Annotated in this window: 2 protein-coding genes (1 of these 2 cut by a window edge); both read right to left on the reverse strand. The window is 61.9% G+C overall.

Features of this window, described 5'->3' with window-relative positions:
* Positions 1–8,164, reverse strand: partial view of an SAM-dependent methyltransferase gene (locus tag H6G53_RS15195; RefSeq protein WP_190534407.1) — the 5' portion only. It extends 20,819 nt beyond the left edge of the window; only the first 8,164 of its 28,983 coding nucleotides appear in the window; its start codon is at positions 8,162–8,164; its stop codon lies beyond the left edge, outside the window.
* A gap of 2 nt (positions 8,165–8,166) precedes the next feature.
* Positions 8,167–22,074 carry an SDR family NAD(P)-dependent oxidoreductase gene (locus H6G53_RS15200; protein WP_347343151.1) on the reverse strand — a complete coding sequence of 4,636 codons (13,908 nt, stop codon included), beginning with the start codon at positions 22,072–22,074 and terminating at the stop codon, positions 8,167–8,169.
* Between the last annotated feature and the right edge of the window lie 919 nt (positions 22,075–22,993).

Below are 22,993 nucleotides of genomic sequence, written 5' to 3' on the forward strand. Positions count from 1 at the left end.
GATCGTCAGGAACGATCGGGGCAGGGGCGATCGGGGCAGGAGCGATCGGGGCAGGGGAATTGGCGGCGGGACTAACCAAGACAGGAGCCACCACCGGGGGGCTGGCGGCCGCAGTCCGGGCCGCAATGAAGAGCTGTTGATAGGCATTGCCCAGGCCCGACTTGGCCGTTGAGCCAGGGGGGGAGCTGACCGTTAACCCGGCCTCCGCCAGCAGTTGCACCCAGTTTTGGGGAGGCAGCAGGGGGGAATGTTCCAGGCGCACCGCCGGATCCTCGAAGGCCCACCACCCATCCAGCAGGGCGACGGTGATGGTTTGGCAGTCCGATTTGCGGGTTAGCTCATTCAGCAGCAACAGGCCACCGGGTTTGAGCAGTTGGGCAAGGTGACTGAGCGATTGCTGAATTTGGCGCGTGGCGTGAACCACATTGGTCGCCACGATCGCGTCGTAGACCCCCAATTCAAAGCCTTGGGCTTCGGCGGATCGATCGAGATCAAACAGCCGAAACTGCATGAAAGGATAGGTCTGGCCAAAGGCCGCCTTACCCGCCTGCAAAAAGCTTTGGGACACGTCGGTGAAGTCATACACCAGCCGATCGGCCAGGGCCGCCACGGCCGGTAGCGTAAATTGCGTGGTGGAACCGGTTCCCGCACCCACTTCCAAAACCCGCAGGGGCCGCCCCGGTTGGGCCGCCATCCCGCCGCCCAAGGCCGCCGCCAACACCTGGTTAAAGTGATCCACCCAGGGATTGTCGCGATACATCCCCGTCACCAAATCCAGGGATGAGCCAGGGAACAAGATTTCCGTGGCCAATTTCTGCCCTTGCAGAACGGCCCCGTAGTCCGCCACGGTCAAACAGGCCTCCAGGACTCGAGTGAAACCCACCATGTCTGGGTAGCGCTGCACAAAATCCCGGTGGCGCTCCGCCAGGGTCGTGGGGCCGAGGGCGGCCCGGATCGCCGGCAGGGCTGGGCCCGATCGAACCGCTTCCCCATCTCCCCGCAGTTCCAACACTTGCTGGGCCGCCAGCAGGTTGCAGTGGGCCTTCAAAAGGCGCTCGTATTTGGGCGATCGATAGAGCCGTTGTCGCAACTGCTCCAGAGTTCGCCACTCTCCCGGGGCCGGAAACAGATCAAACTCCACCCAAACGCGAATCAGATACCAGCGGCTGAGGTCGTCGAGTTCCTCCAGGGCTTGGATATAGCGAGGCACATCCAGGGTCGATCGGGTCACGTAGTCTTGGGCTGCCAACCGGGCTGCTTGGCCCGGATCGGCCACCGTCGGCCCCGAGTCAGCCCCGTGATTCGCCAAAGGGGCTGACGGTCGGAATCCCAGCAGATCCAGCACCTTGGCAGAAGCCCGCAGGGGAAGGGACTGGCGCAGGCCCCGTTGCCAAACCATGGCGAACGATCGCAGGCCCAGGGCACGCCCCATGGCCTGCACCCCCCATTGGGCGAGGCGGGTGCGGCCGGCTTCCGTGGACAGTTGGCCCACATCTCCCCAAAATCCCCAATTGATCACCGAGGCAGACAGGCCTTGCACATCCTGGAGATAGGTTGCAAAGGCATCTTCAAAGGCACAGGCGGCCACATAGTTGGCGCTGCCCGGCGTGGGCGCAAAGGAAGCCAGGGAGGAGAAGAATAAAACGAAGTCTAGGGGATCTTCGCGCAGGGCCTCGACCAGGGCCACGCTGCCGGCCACCTTGGGGGCGAGCACGGTGCGATAGGCCTTGGCCGGCATGGCGGTCAGGGGATGATTATCCAAAACCATGGCGGAATGGATCGCCCCGGCGATGGGGCCAAACTGTTGTCGGGCCTGGGTCAGGGCCGCCCGCAACGCCGCCCGATCGCTCACATCCGCCTGTAGATACAGGGCATCGCCGCCCCGTTGACGAATTTGGGCGATCGCCTGGGTTTGGCACTCTCCTTGGGGCGATCGCCCGAGCAACACCAACCGGGCCCGCACCTGATCCGCCAGCCATTGGGCCACCTCCAGCCCGACCCCAGATGCACCGCCCACAATTAGGTAAACACCCCGATCCCGCAGGGTCGAGATCGCGGAACCTTGGGATCGATCGGGATTCGCAGTGGCCGGGGTCGGTTCCGCCTCAGCCATGCCCCGCACCCAACGCTCACCCGATCGCCAGGCCACCTCCAGCGCCCCATCGCTCCCCAGTTCCCCAACAATTTGGGCCGCCGCTGGGGCGGGATCCGTTGCCTCTAAATCAACGCAAACCACGGGCAAGCTGGGGCATTCAGCGCGGCAGGCCCGGCCCAAGCCGATCGCCGGTGCGGCCCAAGGCTGCATGAGGCGATCGCCCGGAACCACCGATTGGGCCCTTTGGGTCACAATGCGCAACAGGGGCAGCGGATCGTGACGGTGGGCCAAGACCTGAATGCCTTGTAGGAACGCCCAGGAATCATCCACCGCGTCCTGCCAGTCGCAGGCATCCATCATTCCCAAAAAGTCAATGCTGGCGATCGGGGTCGTCTGGGCCAGCCAATTGCGCCACAGGGTTTCTCCCGCTAAGGGATTGAGGGTCAGCACCTGGCTGGTTTCCCCCAAGCTGCGATAGTGCTGGGCTAGGGCTTCGGCCCAAGGGGAGGGCGATCGCTGAACAATCAAATGCAGCCCGGGCCGTTGGGATGGGGCCACGGGCAGAGGAGCCGCAAACCAACGCGGCACCAACAGGCGAAAGTCTTCTTGATCAGTGGGCTGTTCAATGAACTGATCGATCGGCTGAGGGGCAGCGGACGATCCAGCAGACGATCCAGAGGGAGCAAACATCAACTCTTCATCCGCCTCCACGGGCCAGTAGCGCACTCGTTCAAAGGGATAGGTGGGCAGGGTCAACAGACGGCGGGGCTGCGATCGGGGCAAGGCTTCCCAGTCGGGATCGCCCCCTTGAACCCACCACCGGGCAATTTTGGCGTAGCGCCGCGCGGCCCAAAGGTCGGGCAAGGTGGGAGCCTCGGCCTCGGCGGCCTCCTGGCTTTGGGGCGTAACGCGGCCCACCCACCCCTGAGGCAGGGCCGCTTCGGTCAAAAAGGCCTGCCACTGTTCACAGCAGTCCGCCGCCGAGGCCGCCACCAGGGCCAAACGATGGGGCATGGCGGCCCGGCCCACCTGCAACGTCCAGGCAAAATCGCGCCAAGCATCACCATCGGGGGATAAATCCCGCAGATGTTGCAGCAATTGCTCCACTTGGGCCCGCAAGGCGGCGGCGGATTTGGCTGAAACAACGATGATTTCTTCGGGGATTTCGGTGGTTGCTGCGGTTGCGACCGTTCCGGCATCGGTTGCCCCGTCAACGGCCCCGTTAATGGCCCCGCCAACGGCGCGATCGCCTGCGGGGAGGGGCGTTGCGGAACCGGAAACCGGCGACAACTCCCGCCGGACAGACTCCGGCCCCTCTTGCACAATCAGATGCACATTGGCTCCCCCGGCTCCAAAGCTGCTGAGGGCCGCCCGCCTTGGGCGGTGAGTTTCGGTTGGCCAAGGGGTGCGATCGGTTTGCAGATAAAACGGAGTTTCCGCAAACGGAATCAGTGGGTTTGGCGTTTCGCTGTGGCGAGAAGGCACCAGTTCGCGATGCTGGAACTGCAAAAGAATTTTGGTTAAACCGGCAATGCCCGCCGCCGATTCCAGATGGCCAATGTTGGACTTGACGGAGCCGATCGCACAAATTTGGTTGGCGGCGGTGTGTTTGCGCCAAGCCTCCGTCAGACCCCGAATCTCGATCGGATCCCCGAGGGCGGTTCCTGTGCCATGGGCTTCCACGTATTGAATCGTGGCGGGATCAACCTCCGCCTGTTCCAAGGCATCCAAAATCAAATCCGCTTGGGCCAGGGGATTGGGTACGGTATAGCCCTGGGTGCGGCCGGCGGAGTTCATGGCCGATCCTAAAATTACGCCCCGGATTCGATCGCCCGCCGCCAGGGCATCGGCCAAGGGACGAATCAGGATCGCCCCCACGCCTTCACCATCCACAAACCCGTTGGCCCCTGCCCCAAAGGCCCGGCATTGGTCACCGGGCGCGAGCATCCGCAACTGGCTGAGGTTCACCAGGTGCAGGGGATGCAAAATCAGGTTCACCCCGCCTGCGATCGCAGCTCGACATTCACCCCGCCGAATGCTTTCACAGGCCAAGTGAATCGCCGCCAACGAGGAGGAGCAGGCCGTATCCACACTCACGCTGGGCCCTTGGAAGTCAAACAGCCAGGAGGTGCGATTGGCCACGGACCAAAAGGCCGCATGGGCCCCGGCCCGTTGCCCCCGTTGCCACTGCTCGATCGCGTAGAGCTGGTAGTTGCTGTAGGTAATTCCCGCAAAGACCCCCACATCATTGCGATTCCCCGGCAACCGCCGCCCCGCCCGATCGCCCTCGGCCTTGGCCCGGCGAACGGCCGCCTTCAGGCGCTGGGGCGGATAGCCCGCATCTTCCAAACAGGCCCAAACGGTTTCTAAAAACACCCGTTCCTGGGGATCCATGTCCCGTGCTTCCCGGGGGGAGATGCCAAAGAAGGCCGCGTCAAATTTATCCGCGTCCTGAATGAACCCACCCCAGCGGCTGTAGCTCTGGCGATCGCCCCCTTGAGGGTCAAAAATCTGCTGCCAATCGAAGCGATCGGCGGGCACTTCTTGAATGGCGCTGCGACCTGCGGCCAGGGTTTGCCAGAAGGCTTCCAAGGTTTCGCCCTGGGGATAGCGACCCGCCAGCCCCACGATCGCCAAGGGTTGGTCACCGTTGGTGGGCAGTGAGTCCATGGCCGCCATGGCCGCTGCTTCGGGGGCCACCGGGGGGCGATCGGGTTCCTCGGTGGTGACGGGGGCCACATTGGGAACATCGGGAGCCACCGGGTCGATCGCGGGCGTTTTGGACACCGGGGAGCTAGTCACCGGGGAGTCGATCGCGATCGAAGGGGTTGACACCGAATGGCTAGACGGTGAGGGAGGGAGCGTTGGACTGGTTAACGCGGGACTGGGGGCCGGGGGCAAGGAACTAGCATGGTTTTGATCGAAATAAGCCCCTAAGCGGCTCAGGGTGGGGTATTCATAGAGCAAGGTTTTGGACAGAGACCCGTAGTGACGCTCCAGGGCTTCGGTTAACTGCAACACCGTCAGCGAATCCACCCCCATCGCCTCAAAGGTGGCCTCGGTGGCCAGTTCGGCGGGATCCATTTTCAAAACTTGGGCAAAAATTCCCTTCAGGGTTGCCCGATGACTGGCGGCCGATTGGGGCGATCGCCCAGATTCTGGGCCCGCAGGGGCCTTTGTGTTGGGATCGTTATTCGCGTTATTTGCACCATTGGTGCTTTCGGTACTGGCCTGGGTGCGCGGGTTCGCACCGGGATCAGTGGCCAACCGGGGGGCGATCGGGAGCAGGGCCGTTTCGGGAATCCAACCGTCACTTTCCGCCACAATCACGTGATAGGGCGCACTGACCGGGCCGATCGCGCTGGCCGCTGGGGATCCGAGGGCGATCGCCCGAACCCCTTGAAACCCTGTGCTGACCAAATGGGCTTCCCAACCTTGGGGATCCAACAGGGGGCCCCCGGGCAGGCGTTGTTGGTCAGGGTCGTGGGCCCACCAGCCCTTGGTGACCCCAAAGGTCATGGTCGAGAAAAGCTGGCTGGAGGTGGCTTCCGCCAAAATCAGCAGGCCATGGTTGCCCAGCAGCAACTTCGCCCGGCTCAGGGTGGCATCCATATTCGCCGTGGCATGGAGCACATTGGCCGCCAAGACCACATCGAAGCTCCCCGGAGTGAATCCCTGGGCGATCGGGTCTTGTTCAATGTTCAAGGTTTGGAACTGGCAGCCGCGATAGTGACCCAGGCGATCGGTGGCTCGGCGCACCAAGGCAGGGGAAATATCGGTGAAAACGTAGCTGAGTTGCGGGTGATCTTGCAGGGCTGCCAAAACGACGGCGGCCGTGGCTCCCGTGCCTGCTCCAATTTCCAGAATCCGCAGGGGGCGATCGGGGCCCCGTTCCGCTTGCCAGGCCGCCAACACCGCCACCACCGTGGCATTCATGCGCTGGGCCAAAGACCCACTGGCATAGACCGGAGCCACCAGCTCACTGGAACCCTGGGGAAACAAAATTTCATGGCCCGCCACTTCCCCCCGCCACAGCCGGGGATATTGCGCCACACAGGCGGATAGCAACTGGAGATGGGGAGTCAGTTCGGGAAACTGCTGGGCCACCCGATCGCGCACCGATTCCCACTGGGCGGCCTGGTCGCGCCAGCCGGGTCGGGCCGCCGCCGCTTCCCACAGGGGAAACAGGGACAAACTGAGGGCCCGGGCCCCTTCGTGGGTGGTGGCCAGGTCAGAGCGCTGCGGAAAAGCCGCCAACAGCGCCAACTGACTCACTTCCTCCAAGACCGCCAAGGATTCAGCCAGGGCCTGATCCGCCACCGGATCCGTCCGATCGCCCATGCGGGTCAGGGCCGCCGATAGGTAGGCTCCGGCATCGGGCAGTTGACTTTGCACGGGGCGATCGCCCGTTAGCCCCAACTCCCGGCGCATCGCCTCCCCACAGCGCAAAACCAGGGCCTGACGCAGACCACTGCCCAGCATCCAAGCAAACCCCGCCAACCCGAGGGCGCAGTCAATGGCCGCCACCTCCAGTTGTGCCATGCGGGCCCGGTAGTCGGGGGAGGCCACAATGCCCACCTCTCCCCAAAACCCCCAATTCAGGCACTGCGCTTGAATCAAACCGGAGCCGGCCAACTGACCCGCCCAGGCATCCTTGAACGTGCCACCGGCCACGTAGTTGGCTTGGCCCGGCGTGCCATAAAACACATTGGCCGAGGAGAAGAAAACCAACAGCTTGGCCCCGGAGGCGATCGCCGCCTGGGATAGGTACAGGGATCCCGCCACCTTGGGAGCCAACACACGGGCCGCCGCCGCCTCCGTCAGCCGATGGAGAGCGCTATCTTCCAGAATCAGGGCCGAGTGGATGACCGCATCGATTTGACCGAAGCGATCGAGCGCGGTTTGAAACGCCTGATGCAGTTGCTGCGGATCGGTCATATCCGCCTGTAGATAGATCGCCTCGCCGCCCGCCTGTTGAATTTGGGTGAGTTGCTGTTGAATGGTCTCGTTCAGGGCCCGCCGGCCCAGCAACACCACCCGCGATTGGCACTGCTCCGCCAGCCATTGGCCAATGGTGTGCCCAATGCCGCCCGTGCCGCCCGCAATCACCACCACCCCCCGGGGAGTCAGCATGGGGCTAGGCTGGGAGCCGCCCGTGGTGGGGCTGGGGCCGGAGAGTTGGGCGAGGGTTTGCACAAACCGCCGGCCCCGTCGCCAGGCGATCGCGCGGCCCCAGGGATCCCCCGGATCCGCCAGCAGTTGTTGGAAACCAGCGGCGGCCGTGGTGGCGTTCTGCCAATGGGGATCGTAAAGATCGAGGTCAAAACCGGTGACCCGCAGGCTGGGATATTCCCGCCGCAGAACTTTGACCATCCCCGCCAAGACGGCTCCCATGGGCAAGTTGGGGGGCGAGGTTTGTTCCGAATCCAGCACCCGGTGGGTATTGAAGGTGATCAGCTTCAGGGTGAGGTTGGCGGCTTTGCCCTGGTGATGGATGGCCCGAATCAGGCGCAGCAGGGCGGGAATGGTTTCCGCTTCGAGGGTGGCCAAAGCTGAAGCGGGTGACTGCCAATCGGTGCTCGGCTCGCGATCGACCCAAAGAATGGTGAGCGGCTCGATCGCCCCTTGCAACTCCGCCCTCAAGGCCGCTTCGGAGGCTGAATCAGTGGCCCATGATCGCAACTGAGCCGAGGGGCCCAGCACCGTCGCGAGCTGCTGAATCCATGCGTGCTGTAGGTCGCGGGAATGGGGGTCGGAGCGCTGGACATCCGGCTTGACCCCGTTGATCGAGGGGCGATCGCCCGGAATTTCCTGAGCCGCCTCAACCGCTGCCCCATAAATCCAAACCGGGGTAACCGTTGCGGTGGCCGGCGGCACAGTCGGAGCCGACAGCAAATGCCAAGCCGGACGATAGAGCACACCGGTTAGATCCAAATCCGTCAAGGGTAATTGCGGAGCACCCTGGGGTTGAACCTCAGCCTGCGTCTCCCCCACGGCCAAGCGACGGGCTGCCTCCTGGGGGGACAGTTGTCCCATTTGGACTTGTTTTAAAATCTCAACCCGGTTCATGGTTACGGCTCTACCTTGACTGCACGACTCAAAAGGGTTGCCAGTTGGCGATCGGTTTCTTCTAGGGATTGCTCTCCTTGGGCCAGTTCCGCGAGCACCGTGAGCAATTCCCGCTCCAGGCTGGGGGGTGGCAAGGCCGACGGAACCACCGCTTGCACCGGCGGAACGGCACTGCTGGCCTTCACGGCCTTGACACAGAAGTTGCGGATGATCGCCACTAACTGCCCTTGGGGATCCAGCAGGGCCAAGTGGAACCGCCGTAGGGCCTGTTCATCGGCCGCCGTGGCCGAAGCTGAACCGAGGGGACTCGATCGCACCAGCACCGTTCCGGCCGCGGGCCAAGGGCCAAACCACTGCACCGACTCGACCATGAACGGCAGCCAGAGCTGATGGTGATCGCTCTGGCGTTGCAATTCCGCCTGTACCGTTTGCCAAACCATGTCCAGCCGTTGGCCCATGGGGCTGAAAACCGGCACGGTGAGAGGCGGAATGGCCAGTTGGGCCCGCGTGCCGCCCGGGAGCCATTCAACCTGCTGAACGCCCCGGAAGTTGGGCCCATAGGCCACGCCCGTTTGGTCAAAGATTTTGTAGAACTCCTGAATCGATAGCGGTTGCCCCTTGGCTCCCAACAAATCAGCAAACTCGGCGGGGAGGGCAGGGGGCCGCTCGATCGCCCGGAGGGCCTGACCCGAGGCATAGGCGATTCCTTGGGCATTCTCCACAGTGAACCGAATCCGATCGGCGCTGGCGGTCAAGGCAACTCGCAGCGTCAGGCCCTGGTCTGGCACTTCGGCCCGGCGCATCCAGGTCACCTCAGCAAACCCGCCAACGGTTCCCCAAGCGGCGGCCCCGTCCCCCTGGCGAATGGTCTCGGCCACCAGATCCAACAGGGCAGATCCCGGCAAGGTGGGGCGGCCGCTCACCTGGTGTTCTTGGGCGATCGGGTTATGGGAGTCAATGGTTTGGCTCACGCTCCAGGGGCGATCGGGCGCGGGGGCCTGTTCCCCATTCGTCATGTCCGACAACACCGGGGGCGACTCGGGGGCCAATCGCTCAGGGGCCAATTCTTCAGGAGCTAATGACGGCGCAACCGGCTCGGGGAGAGGAATCCAGCAGCGTCGTCGATCGAACGGCGATCCAGGCAGGGCCAAGCGCACGGGCGAAACGGGCCGCGGCAGGGCAGTCCAATCCACGGAGCCGCCTTGGATCCAATGCTGGGCAAGGGCGGATAGGGCGGATTGATCAGCGAGATCAACGGCGGTTAACGGGGGCGGAACGGGTTGACCGGGCTGCACTTCCCCCAGCCACCGGTTGGTTGTGCCATCGTCCTGGGTTTGACCTTGGCCATAGGCAGTTAAAGCCCGCTGCAATTGGGCGATCGAATCAACTACAATTGCCAACCGCTGGGCCGCGGGTCGCCGGCCCACTTGCAAAGTGAAGGCCACATCGGCCAGGTTGATCGTGGGATGGTTTTGGAGGAAGTTTGCGAGGTTCTGGGCCGTGATCCGCAGCAGTTGCGGCGTGCGGGCCGACAGAATGATCAGTTCCGCCGGTGCCGATCGCGGTGACTCTGATCCCGATCGAACAGTGGCGGGGGCTTCCTCCACAATCAGATGGGCATTGCTCCCACCTGCCCCAAAGCTGCTGAGGCCCGCCCGGAGCGGGCTGGGCCCTGCCCAAGGCGATCGGGTTCGTTGCAACCGGAAAGGACTGTGCGCAAAGTCGATCGCCGGATTGGGTCGATCAGAATGCAAACTGGGCACCAATTGGCGATGCTTCAGTTGCAGCAGGATTTTGCACAACCCCGCAATGCCCGCCGCCGATTCCAGGTGACCAATGTTGGATTTGATCGACCCGATCGCGCAATGGCCGGGCTGCACTTGGGCATCCCGCGCAAAGGTCAGTTGCAGGCCATCCATTTCAATCGGGTCGCCCAGGGCGGTTCCGGTGCCATGGGCTTCCAGATAGGACAGGTGATGGGCATCGAGCTGGGCCCGTTCCAACGCCAGGCGCACCACTTGGGCTTGGGCTTGGGGATTGGGCACGGTGTAGCCATTGGTTTTGCCCCCGTGATTCATGGCACTGCCCCGGATCACGGCTTGGATCGGGTCTCGATCGCGCAGGGCCGCCGCCAAGGGCTTCAGAATCACCGTGCCCACCCCTTCGCCGGGCACATAGCCATCGCCACCGGCCCCAAAACTGCGGCATTTCCCATCAGTTGAGGCAAACCGCAGATGGGCCATTTGCACATACTTCACGGGGTGCAGATAGAGATTCACGCCCCCAGCGATCGCCAGTTGACATTCCCCCCGACGCAGGCTTTCGCAGGCCAAATGAATCGCGCTGAGGGACGCAGAGCAGGCGGTATCCACGGGCATACTGGGCCCTTGCAGATTCAGGGTATAGGACACCCGATTCGCCACCGACCAAAAGGACGAGTTGGGGAAACTGGGCAACCCCGCCCGCCAAGCATCCAAGGCCAGCAGGTGATAGCTGCCCCAGGTCACTCCGGCAAAAACTCCGGTGGCATGGGGGCGATCGGGATCGTCCGAATCGAGGGTATCCGGGCGATAACCCGCATTTTCCAGAGCTAACCAGGCGGACTCGAGGAACAGTCGCTCCTGGGGATCCATCAACTCAGCATCCTTCGGGGTGATGCCAAAGAAGAGCGGGTCAAACTGATCTACTTGATCCAAAAAGCCCCCCCAGCGGGCGTAGGTTTTGCCCAGTTGCCCCGGTTGGGGGTCATAAAACAGGGAATGATCCCAGCGATCGGGCGGCACATCCGTGATGGCCTCGCCCCCTTGGACCAACAACGTCCAAAGGTGATCAAGGGTTTCTGCACCGGGAAAACGGCCATGGCAGCCAATGATGGCGATCGGCTCCGGGGTGGCTTCCCGATCGACGGGAGCGGCCGCCAAGGGCAGCGGGTCGGGGTTGGCACTGGCAGCCACCGGGGCGATCGCGGGTTGGGGCGATCGCGCTTGGAGGTGTTCCGCCAGCGATCGGAGGGTTCTGTGATGAAAGAGTAGGGTCTTGGGCAAGGGGCCAAACCGCGTTTCAAGCTGCGCCGTTAATCGCCGCACCGCCACGGAATCCAGCCCGTAGATATCCAACCCCGCTTCCGGATCCAGCCGTTCGGGGGCAATTTTCAGCTCCCGACCAAACAGGGTTCGTAGCTCCGTTTGCAATGACTCCTGGGCCGCCGCCGCCGCCGGGTGGGATCCCCAGCCATGGTTTGGGGCATGGTTTGGGGTTTGGGTTGGCTGAGGGTTGGATACCAGACCCGATCGAGCAGTGGATTGCAGTGCTGATGGCGATTCCGGTTGCGATTCCAGGCCCAAAAACCGGCGCAACAACGCCCGATCGCCCCAGGCCGCCACCAACGCCGCTGGCCCCGCAGCCAGCCAGGCCGTCAACAGCGCCAACCCCGCCTCCGTCGGCATCGGAGCCAGCCCTACGGTTTGCCGCAGATGGTGCAAGTGTTCGGCAGGAATCTGCATTCCGCCGTCCTGCCACAGGGGCAACCCAATCACCCAGCGCCGAGGATCCTGGGCCGCAAATTCATTCAAAAATGCATTCGCTGCCGCGTAGTCTCCCTGGCCGGGGTTGCCCAAGACGCTGACCAACGATGAGAACAGCAAGAAAAAGTCCAGGGGATCCGTGGCCGTGGCCGCCGCCAACCGGCGCGTTCCCGTCACCTTCGGAGCCAACACCTGCCGGAACGAGGCTTCATCCTTCAGGGCAACGGCCTGATCGGCCAAGACTCCGGCTCCATGAATCACCCCTTGGAGGGGGCCAAAGCGTTGGCGGGCCCGGCGCAGGGCCTCATCCAGGGACTCGGAGCAGGTGAGGTCAGCACTCAGATAAATGGCCTCGCCCCCCAAGGATTGGATCTCTTGGATGAAGCGCACCCGTTCCCGATCAAGCCGCTGGCGACCCAGCAGGATCAAACGGGCTTGAAACTCCCGGGCCAAATACCGCGCCAGGAGCTGACCCAGGCCACCAAAGCCCCCGGTGATCAGATAAACACCCCCGTTGCGCCAACCGGGCCCGGGCGATCGGCTGTCCGATGGGGCCGAAGGATCAAGGGCAATTTCCACCAGCCGGCATTCTTGCCAGTGACCGTTGTGCAAAGCCAGTTCCCGGGCCTGGCCGGGATGGGGTAGGGGAACTTCCGGGGGCCAAGCCAAGGTCAGTTCGGTGGGCAGTTCCCCGATCGCCAGGGAGACCGCGGCCCAGTGGGGATATTCCGCCACCAGGGTGCGCAAGAAGGCGGCCTGCATGGCGGCGGTGGGGTTAGGGGCGATCGCCACCAGGGTCAAGGGGCGATCGTCTACAAGTCCTTGGCTGAAGGTCTGGCTAAACCGCAGAAGGCCCAACAGGCTCTCGATTTCATCACCAATCCCCACATACCAGCCCTGGAGGGGGCCCGGGGGCAAGGTCTGGCTGGGCGCTGGATTTTGGATAACGGTGGCGGCGGGATAGCGATGCCGTAAGGTTTCGGCCCAAGCCGCCGCCTGTCCCTCGGGGCAACTCAGCACCAAGGTCATCGGCTCGGGAGGGACGATCGCCCCTCGGCCAGCGCCCCCTAAGGCATCAACATCATTCCGCCAAACCCGTTGGGCCAGGACAACCCCTTCCACAACGGGCAATTCCGGGCGTTGGGGGCGGCGCATTGGCTCCCCGGCGGACAACCAGTGCCGCTCCGGCGCGAATGGGTAACCAGGCAGGGAAATGATTTCACCCACGGCCGGCCAGGACACCTCGTTTCCGGCCACCCACCGGGGCGCAACGGCCAGCCAATCCCCTTGCTCCAGTAGCGCTTGCGTCACGGAACAGCAATCGTGCATCAAAGCGGGAGGAGCCTGAATCCGCTGACTGGGCAGTTGGCCACTAAATGTCCATTGATCGGGTTGGCCGGCTAACCACGATCGCAGGGATTGCCGCAACTGGTCCACAGACTGGGTGACAACGGCCAAGCGCGTTCCCAAGGGTTCACGACCCCGTTGCAGGGTGGCCGCAATCGACCCCAAGGGTCGATCGGGATGGGCCGCCAAGTCCGCTTCCAAATCCGCCACCAAAACTCGCAATCGATCGGGATTAGCCGCCGACAGGGGAATCAGCACTTGGGCAGTCTGATCCGTCGGGGCTGGGCCCGAGGGCTGGCCTTGGGCATCCGTCACCGATTCCAAAAGCAGATGGGCATTCACGCCACCTGCGCCAAAGGAACTCACGCCCGCCCGCCGCAAGCCGGCCACGGGAACCCAGGGCGCAAGTTGTCGCTGCACCCGAAAACCCATTTCCGCAAAGGCGATCGCGGGATTGGGAGGATCCGCATGGAGGGACGGAACCAACTGCCCATGCTGCATCTGCAACAGCACTTTGATCAGGCCCGCAACGCCCGCAGCGGATTCCGAATGGCCGATGTTGGATTTCACGGAGCCGATCGCGCAGGGGGTGGGTCGGTTGCCCCCCAACACACGGCTGAGGGCCGCCATTTCCACCGGATCACCCAATTCCGTGCCCGTGCCATGGGCCTCGATGTAACTGACGGTTTCGGGAGCAAACCCCGATTGATCCAGCGCTTGGGCGATCGCCGCTGACTGGGCCAGCGGGTTGGGCACGGTGTAGCCATGGGTGCGCCCCCCGTGGGTGACGCTGGAACCCTGAATAATGCCGTAGATTCGATCGCCATCCGCTCGCGCCTGGGCCAACGGCTTCAAAACCACCGCCCCGACTCCTTCGCCGGCCCCATAGCCATCCCCTCCGGCTCCAAAGCTGCGGCAACGGCCATCCCGGGAGGCAAACTGTAGCTGGCTCATGGTCACAAACTTGGAAGGGTGCAAATAAAGATTCACGCCCCCCGCCAAGGCCAAGTCGCATTCTCCGCGCCGGATGGCTTCACAGGCCAAATGCACCGCCACCAAGGACGACGAGCAAGCCGTGTCCACGGTCAGGCTCGGGCCGTGCCAATTCAGCACATGGGAAACACGATTGGCCACGCCCCAATGGGAAGGTCCAACGGAAACTACCCGCCCTTGGGCCCAAGCTTCTGCGGCCAGCAGTTGATAGCTGCCCCAAATCACCCCCGCAAAGACCCCGCCCTTGGGCCCTTGGCCTTGGCGGTCCATTAACCGAGAGGGCGCGTAGGCCGCATCCTCCAAAGCGTGCCAACAGACTTCCAGGAACAGCCGCTCTTGGGGATCCATGGCCTCGGCTTCCTTGGGGGAAATGCCGAAGAACAGGGCATCGAAGCGATCGACCTGATCCAAAAAACTGCCCCAACGGGTGTAGCTGGTGGTGGGGTTGTGGGGATCCGGGTCGTAGATTAGGTCATGGTTCCAGCGATCGGGCGGCACTTCTTGGAGCGCTTCCTGGCCCGCCGCCAACTGTTGCCAAAAATCCTGGAGCGTTGGCGCACCGGGATAGCGCCCCGCCATGCCAATCACGGCAATCTCTAGCGATCGGGGTTCCGCCTGGGGGTTTGTTCCGGTGGGTGCGATCGGCTGGGCATGGGTTCCATTGGCGTGAGTCCCATTGGCATGAATCCCATTAGTTTCATGGATGCCGTTGGCTTGAATCCCGTTAACCTCATGGGCCCCATTGGTCTGCATTCCTATGTCTTGGGTCGCCTGGGGCGGGTTCGGGGGTTCCTGATTCTTGGGCAGCTCTGATGATCCGGTTAAATCGGGTAACTCAGGCCCGGCCAAGGATTTGGCAAAGTGTTCAGGATAGGTCTGTTGCAAAAATAGGGTGAGTTCATGCAGATTTCGCCGCTCAAAGAACAGACTCGGGGGCACTGGGCCAAAGGTTTGACTCAACCGGGTATTCAGTTTTTTGATCAGCAGCGAGTCCAGGCCAAAGCGATTCCAAGGCTCAAAGCGGGTGAGGAGATCGGGGGGAATGGCCAAGGTTGTGGCGAGCAGTTGCCGCACTTGGGCCAGGGCTGCAATGTAGGCGGTGTCTTGTTCTGGGGATGGGAGATCGGGTGACTGATGGGCGGCTGGCGAATCAATTGGCGGATCGACTGACTGATGGGCGGCTGGATCAACTGGCGGATCGACTGGTGGATCAACGGGGCGATCGGGCGATCGATCGCTTGCTCCATCCTCAGCCCCGGAGACCACCGGCAAGGAACTGGTCTGGGCAAATTGCGGCGAACAGCGCACCGGCAACCAGGGATAGGCCGGCAAATCCAGGGGATAGGCCACTGCCTTGGAATAGAGCCGTTCCCAATCCAGGTCATGGCCCGCTCGATAAAGTTCGCCCAAGGACTCCAACACTTGCCAGCGGCCGGCTCCCGTGGCGATCGCGGCTCCCGCCAACAAACCCGCCGCCGCGATCGGGGCGGCCGACGGTTCCACTCCCGGGCAAGGGGCCGCTGCCTGGGCCAGAAGATAAGCCTGGAGCGTGGCCGGTTGATCGGCCACCCAAGCCACACGGTAACGGAAGTGGCTGCGACGGGTGGCCAAGTTGGCCGCCAACCGCCGCAGCGACAATTGCGGATTAGCCGTCAGGAAATCTGCCAAATCCTGACACCGCCGTTGCAGGGCGGCTTCTGACTTGGCCGAAACCACAAACAACTCCGCGATCGGGGCGTGACCAGCCGGATTGAGGCGGGCCGGAGCCACGGCCGGTGGCTCATCCAACACCAGATGGCAATTCGTGCCACTGAAGCCAAAGGAACTCACTGCGGCTCGGCGCGGCATTCCGGCCGGCGGTTGCCAGGGGAGCAGTTCCCGGTTCACATAGAACGGACTGTCCGCCCAGCGAATGTCCGGGTTGGGGGTCTCGAAGTTCGCGGATGGGGGAATTTGTTGGTGTTTAAAGGCCAACAGCACTTTCAGCAAGCTCGCGAGACCAGCGGTATAGATGGTGTGACCGATGTTGGTTTTGCCGAAGCCAAGGGCGCAAAACTCGTTGGCTGCCGTCTTGTCTCGAAAGGCGCGCGTGATCGCTTCAAACTCAATGGAATCCCCCAGCGCTGTGCCCGTGCCATGGGCTTCCACATAGGTAATGGTGGCCGGGTCAATGTCGGCTTCCGCATAGACCCGACGGAGCAGAGCGCTTTGGCTTTGGCTGTTGGGGGCGGTGATGCCATTGCTTAAGCCATCTTGGTTGACACTAATGCTCCGAATCACCCCATGAATTCGATCGCCCTCGGCCAAGGCATCTCGCAACCGTTTCAGCACCACCACGGCAATTCCTTCACCGGGCACAAAGCCATCGGCTCCGGCCGCAAAGGCCCGCAACTGCCCCGAGGGCGACACCATTCCCGCCTTGCCGCACAGCAGATGGATTTGGGGGGTATGCATGAGGAAGGTTCCCCCGGCGATCGCGGTTTGACAGCGGCCCGATCGCAGGGACTGACAGGCTAGGTCGATCGCCACCAAGGACGAGGAGCAGGCCGTATTCACCGTTAAGCAGGGCCCCTGTAAGTTCAGGAAGTAGGCGAGTCGAGCGCCCAAAATGGCCACATTGTTGCCAATCAACACATGGCCATCGGGGTTCACGCCCCCCTGTTCCAACCAGCGGTCATAGTCCCCGGTTCCGGCGGCCACAAAGATACCGCAATCGCTGCCGTTGAGCTGTCGATCGGGAATGCCCGCATCCTCCAAGGCTTGCCAAGCTTCGGTCAAGAACAGCCGCTGCTCAGGACTCATGAGTTGCGCTTCTGCCCCGGTGATTCGGAAAAAGAGCGGATCCCAATCGTGAACCCGATCTAAGAAAGCTCCGACCCGGCAATAGTGGTGGTAGTCCGGATCGCCCGTTTGGGTGGCCAAGGCTTCGGGATCCCAGCGATCGGGGGGAACCGGGCCACAGGATCCAACCCCCCGTTGCAGGTTTTGCCAAAAGTCGTTGAGGGTCGGCGCATCGGGAAAACGGCCACTCATGCCCACGATCGCGATCGGCTCGGGCATGGCGAGATCGGCCCCCTCCATCACCCCTTCCAGGGCGGCACTGTCGGAACCTCGGCGCAGGTTGCGAGCGCTGGGGGCAGGGGGCGTTGGCATCGTAATCACCACTTTGCCGATGCTTTGCCGACTTTCCAGGTAAGCGAGGGCCGATCGCACCTCCGCTAGCGAAAAGGTGCGATCGACCATGCCTTCGCCGGCCCCTTGGGCCAAGGCCTGGGCCATTGCCTCCAGCGCCAGGGGCACTTCGGGCGATCGGCGCAGGAACCACCGCCGCAAATCCAAGCTCAAAACCGATTGGTTATCCACCAACGTGGACAGATCCAGGGCGGCCGACGTTTTCCAGGCCGTCATGGCCAGTTCCACATAGCGCCCACCGGGGGCCAAACACCGCAAGCCCTTGGGAATTGCATCCCCCGCCAGGGTGTTAATCACCACATCCACCCCGCGCCCCTCGCTCAGGCGCATCACTTCCGTCTGAAAGTCCAGGTCTCGATAGGCAATGACGTGATGCACCCCGATTTGGCGCAAATAGTCCAGCTTATGGGCACTGCCAGCGGTGGCAAACACTTCCGCCCCGATCGCCAAGGCCATACGCACCGCATGAAGACCCGTGGCCCCCGCCGCCGTTTGGATCAAAATGCGCTCTCCCGGTTGCAGCCGGGCCCGCTCAATGGCTTGGTGGGCCGTCAGCCAAGTGACGGGGAAGGCCGCGGCGGTTTCGTGGCTGACGGTGGCGGGTTTGCGCACCGCCAGCACCGCATCGGCGTTCACAATTTCCGCCAGACCGCCCAAGGATTCCCCCAGCAGCGCCATCACCTGGTCGCCCACTTGGAAGTTTTGGACATTGGCCCCCAGGGCAATGATTTCCCCCGACACCTCAAACCCCGGAGTCATGGGATAGGACGGCATGGTGGGATAGAGACCTTTGATGCAAAGCAGGTCGCCAAAGTTGAGGGCGGCGGCGCGCACGGCAATTTGCACCTGATCCGCCGCCGGAGGAGTGATGGGCTGCGATCGCCACTGCACTTGGGCCACGGAGCCGGGTTGCGTTAACCAAACGGCTCTGGGGAAGGTCAGGGATGAGAAGTCAACTTCGGGAATGGCTGCTGCGGTCGATCGGGCGGCTCGGGGCCGATCGGGAGTCGGGCTGGGGACGCTGACCGGCGGGCTGTTGTCGGGGATGGGTGGGGCGATCGGGGAACCAGCGGCCGGGCGAGTTTCTGGATTGGGCTGAGTGAAATTAGGCTGAGTGAAATTAGGCTGACTGGCAACCGGATCAGCCGTTGGCGCAACAGCCATTGGCAGCAACGCCGGCAGCAACGTTTGCAAGTGCTGGGCCAAGCTGCGCACCGTGGGATAGTCAAACAGCACGGTGGTGCGCAACTCTAACCCAAAGGCTTGATTGACCGATCGAATCAGATCCACAGCACTGATCGAGTCCAGTCCATAGTCTGCAAATCGCCCCTCCGCTTCAATTTCCTCGGGGGCAATTTCCAAACAATCCGCCACCAAGCCCCGCACCTGAGTTTCCAACCCATCCAAGCTGGGGGGAGCAGGGGCCGCAGGGGAAACCGAAGCAACGGGGGCAGCGAGGAGATTGGGGGTTGCCAAGTTTGGTGGCGCAACGGCGGCGGGAACCGACTCCAACGGAGCCTGCAAGTTGGGCAGGGTTTGCAAGTGCTGGGCCAAGCTGCGGGCCGTGGGATAGTCAAACAGCACGGTGGTGCGCAGCTCTAACCCAAAGGCTTGATTGACCGATCGAATCAGATCCACAGCGCTGATCGAGTCCAAGCCATAGTCCGCAAACCGCCCCTCCGCCTCAATTTCCTCAGGGGCAACTTCCAAACAATCCGCCACCAAGCCGCGAATTTGGACTTCCAAAGCACTGATGTTGACCGTGGGTTGGGTGACAGGATTGGCGGTGGATGGTGCGATCGAGGAACTCAAGGCGCTAGCAATCTCCGGGCGATCGGGAGCTGGGGGTGCTCCCATGGTGACGATCGGGTCTGACTCGCTGGCCTCAGGCGATCGGGCAACACAACCGAGCCGATCGCAAAGGGCATCAGTGCCTCGAAAGATGGCCACTTGGGTCGCATCGCTGGCCAGAAGTTGTTCAAAGGCGGCCAGTCCTTCTTCCGTGCCAATGGCCCCAATCCCTAGCCGCTGAAGCCGCTTGCGATACATGGGCGCAGTGACCCGGCCGCTTTCGCCCCAATAGCCCCAGTTACAGACCACCCAGTGAACCGCCGGGCGTTGCCGCTGCATCTGGGTCATGTAGGCATCTTGGTAGGCACAGCCGGCCACGTAATTCCCCTGGCCCGCATTGCCAAGGAAGGAATTCAAGGACGAAAAACAGGCGAAAAAGTCCAGCCGATCGAGAACCGTGGCCTGGGCCAAGGCCCGGATGCCCGCGGATTTGACCCCAAAAGCCACCTGAAAGTCGGTCTCGCTCATTTGTGCCAACAGGCCATCCCGCAACACCAGGGCGGAATGAATCACGCCATGGATTGCGCCATAGCGCGATCGCAAGGTGGCAAACAGGAACTCGATCGCGGCCGCATCCGTAATATCCACCGCCTCATAGGTGGCCGTGGCTCCGGCGGTGGTCAGGGCTTGCAGGAGTTCTTGAATCGCTGCATCCAGCGGCCGCCGCCCCAACAACACCAGCCGCAGTCCCGGGATCTTGGCGGCCCATCGCTGGGCCAGGGCCGCTCCAATCCCCCCTGCGCCACCCGCAATCACGTAAACCCCGCCGGGTCTGAGGGGCAAGGGCGATGGGGTTGCAGACGTGGGAGGGGCTGGGATAGCAACCAGGTCGCGTCGATAGAGACCGCTCGATCGCAGCGCCAGCTCACAACGCTGGGAAGCCGCCGACAGATTAATCGCCAAAGCTGCCAGCAGGGAGGACGCTTGGCCGTTAGCCAGCCACGTCTCATCCACATCCACACGACCCACCTGCCAATGGGGAGACTCCGCCGCCAAACTGTGCAGCAAGGCGACGATCGCCGCCGCATCCGGTTGCGGGGTTTCGGTGGGTTCCACCGCCGCCGCCCCTGTTGTAATCACCCGTAGCGCTAAGGGCGTTGGGGAGGGGAATCGCTCCTGAAGCGTTTTCAGGAACCGCCATAGCAAGATTGGCCCTTCCTCCCCGATCGCGGGCCAATACCAAACCGTGGTGATGGTCGGGGCGGAATCGGAGCGATCGGGCCATTGCTCCAGTACCTGTCCCCGGTGGGCCAGGCTCACCGCCTCGCGAATCACCGCCGGAACCGGCCCCTGAGCGGAGCAAAGCAACCCCCAGCCCGTTTCCTCCAAGACCGTTCCGCTGGCAAGGTTCGGGACGGGGCAAGGTCGCCATTGGGGCTGGAACCATCGCAACGGCTCTGGGTCGATCGGCTCTGAGGGGGGTTCCCGATCGGGCGGGGCGGAATGGGGTGCAGCCGGTTGCTGCCCTTGCGCGGGTTGCCATTGGGCCATTTGCAACCGCCCCCCTTGAATTAGAAACACTTGATTGCCGTGGCGATCCAAGCCCATCAAATCAAATTGCCCACCGCGCGATCGGCGATGGGTACAGCGAACCCCAATCCGCCGCACATCCACCAGCGAGCCATCTAGCCAGCAGGCATCGATGCCGTAGGGCACTAATAACGGCTCCAAGGGCGGCTCTGGTTTCGGTTCCCGTTGGGGAGCATGGGAATTCAAGGAACCGGTCGGCTGGGGTAATGCACCCACTGGGTTAGCCCCATTCGCCAGCAACGTGGCCGCCACCTGAAACGCCGCATCCACGATCGCCCAGTCTTCGCCCCCCGTTTCCCGAACCTCTCCCCAAGCCCAGTCCTGCAAAACCGTCACTTGGGTTAGGCATTGGCAACTGAAGCCATAGTCCAACCCTCGACCCAAGAAAAATTGCCGCAGGGCGATCGCGTCGTAAACCGTTGCCGCCGCCATGGTCTGGGCGGTTAACTCCGGTGCTTGCTCCCACAGGGCTGGGGCTGACTTGGCCGGCCCGCCATGGGTGGCCCGACAAAACACCTGGCCCGCCGAGTCCACAATCTGGAAAATTTCCCCTTCGGCCCCTTGGCCGCCGGTTTGCAACATCACGGTTAACGGGTCGCGATCGACCACCGCCGGGGCCAAAAACCGCACATCACGCCACTGTGATCGAGATGGGGCAGGCGCTCCGGCAGCCCCAGCCGCCCCAGCCGCCAACAGCATCGTTAAGAAATAGCCCCCCGGAACCACCCCGAGCGATCGCACCCGATGATCTCGCAGCATCGGATCCGCAGAGGTGAAGGTGACCGGCCGAGACCAGCCAGCCCCCAGCGAGTCAGATGGGCGATCGAGGCCAGGCCCCACCGCCGCCGGCCCCGATCGGCCCAGGAAATCAGCCCCATTCTGCACCCAAGACACAGCACACCCCCCCAGCGATGCCACCAATTGACCATCAGCCGACAACAACAGCAGATCGAAGCGGTCTTGCGACCAGGGCAACGGTATTGCCGCATAGTCGATCGCCACCCCCGGCCGCCAAACCCGACAGGAAGCCACCTCCGACACCAGCGGAATCCCCCGCCGCCCCATCGCCGCCTCGCCCAGCGGCATCAGCAGCGCCGCCGTGAGCCAAGCCGGATGCAGCAGAAAACTGTGACCATATCCCGCAGCCAGTGAGCTAAGTTGCCACCGGGTCACAAGCCATTCTTCAGTTCGCCACAAAGCACCTTGACCTTGATAAAACTCGCCTAACTGCAAGCCCAATTCTTGCAATTCTGCGATCCGATGTGGCCAAACATCACTAGGCTTATGACTGTCTAAATCACGCAGCAAAGATTGGGGCAGAGGCGATCGAGCGGCCCCCTCCATTGCTAGCTTTTTTGTTTCAAGCTGGCAATGCAAACAAATTTGCCAGTGGCCTTGGTCTTCCGAACCTTGAGCCGCTTCAGCGCTGGCCACCGTAATTCGAGTTTTGGTAATTCGCGCCTCCGATTCCATGGGCTGAAATACCACTCGTAAATGATGCTTCTGAGACCCCCTGAAAATGATTGGACGAATATAGTGCAAATGATTAATGACTAATTCTGTTTGATCCTCGTTTAGTTTTGCATCGCGACTCAGTGCAATCCGCAGGATCAGATCTAGTAAGCAACTAAACGGCAGCGTTGGCTGCTCAAAAACACAATAGTCACGAATAACAGGGTCTTGGAGCTGAACATCAACTTGATAACTTTGTTCAGCACTTTGATTAAGGTCATTCATTGGTCATGAAGGATTTTGAATCTCAATCTTTCAGGAATATTGACCAGGCTCAAGATCTTTATAGAAGCTCTGACATCGACTGGTTTTAACAATCGGGTCACAATTGATCGGCAATTGTGCAAATAGCGAAAATTGTGCCAATTCGGGATCAATTCGCTAGTCAAAGTTAGGTTAAAACAAGTTCATTCTTCCGAAAGCAGAGCTTGAAAGCACAGAAAATGCCTGAAAATGATGAAAAACTATGAATTCTTGAGAAAAAGAACAAACCAATTAAGGCTTGATCGGCATTAGCTTTTGATAGATAAGCAAAAGCAATTTTGATTCTTTGGGTAAAATTTTTGAATTTGGTTCAGCGTTATACAGTTTTTCGGCAGCAAACTTTTCTGGATCAAGGTTAATTGTCCTTGATTAGTCATTAGTAGTGAATACCAAATTGGTTCACCTGAGAACCAAAAGGCATTTTCCACAAGACATTAAGACGTTCTATAACCGAAGTTTTCGATGAGGAACCTATCGGACGAAATTTCGGTGAAAGCTTGGTGGCACTTCAAACGTTAACCTGTGGTTACCCCCTTTGTCGAGTATATCATCAGCCCCTAATTCCGATGATCGGGTTGCCAAGGAAATCCTGGCAACAAAATATCCAATAATAAAA

Source organism: Limnothrix sp. FACHB-406, from assembly GCF_014698235.1.
GTDB lineage: Bacteria > Cyanobacteriota > Cyanobacteriia > CACIAM-69d > CACIAM-69d > CACIAM-69d.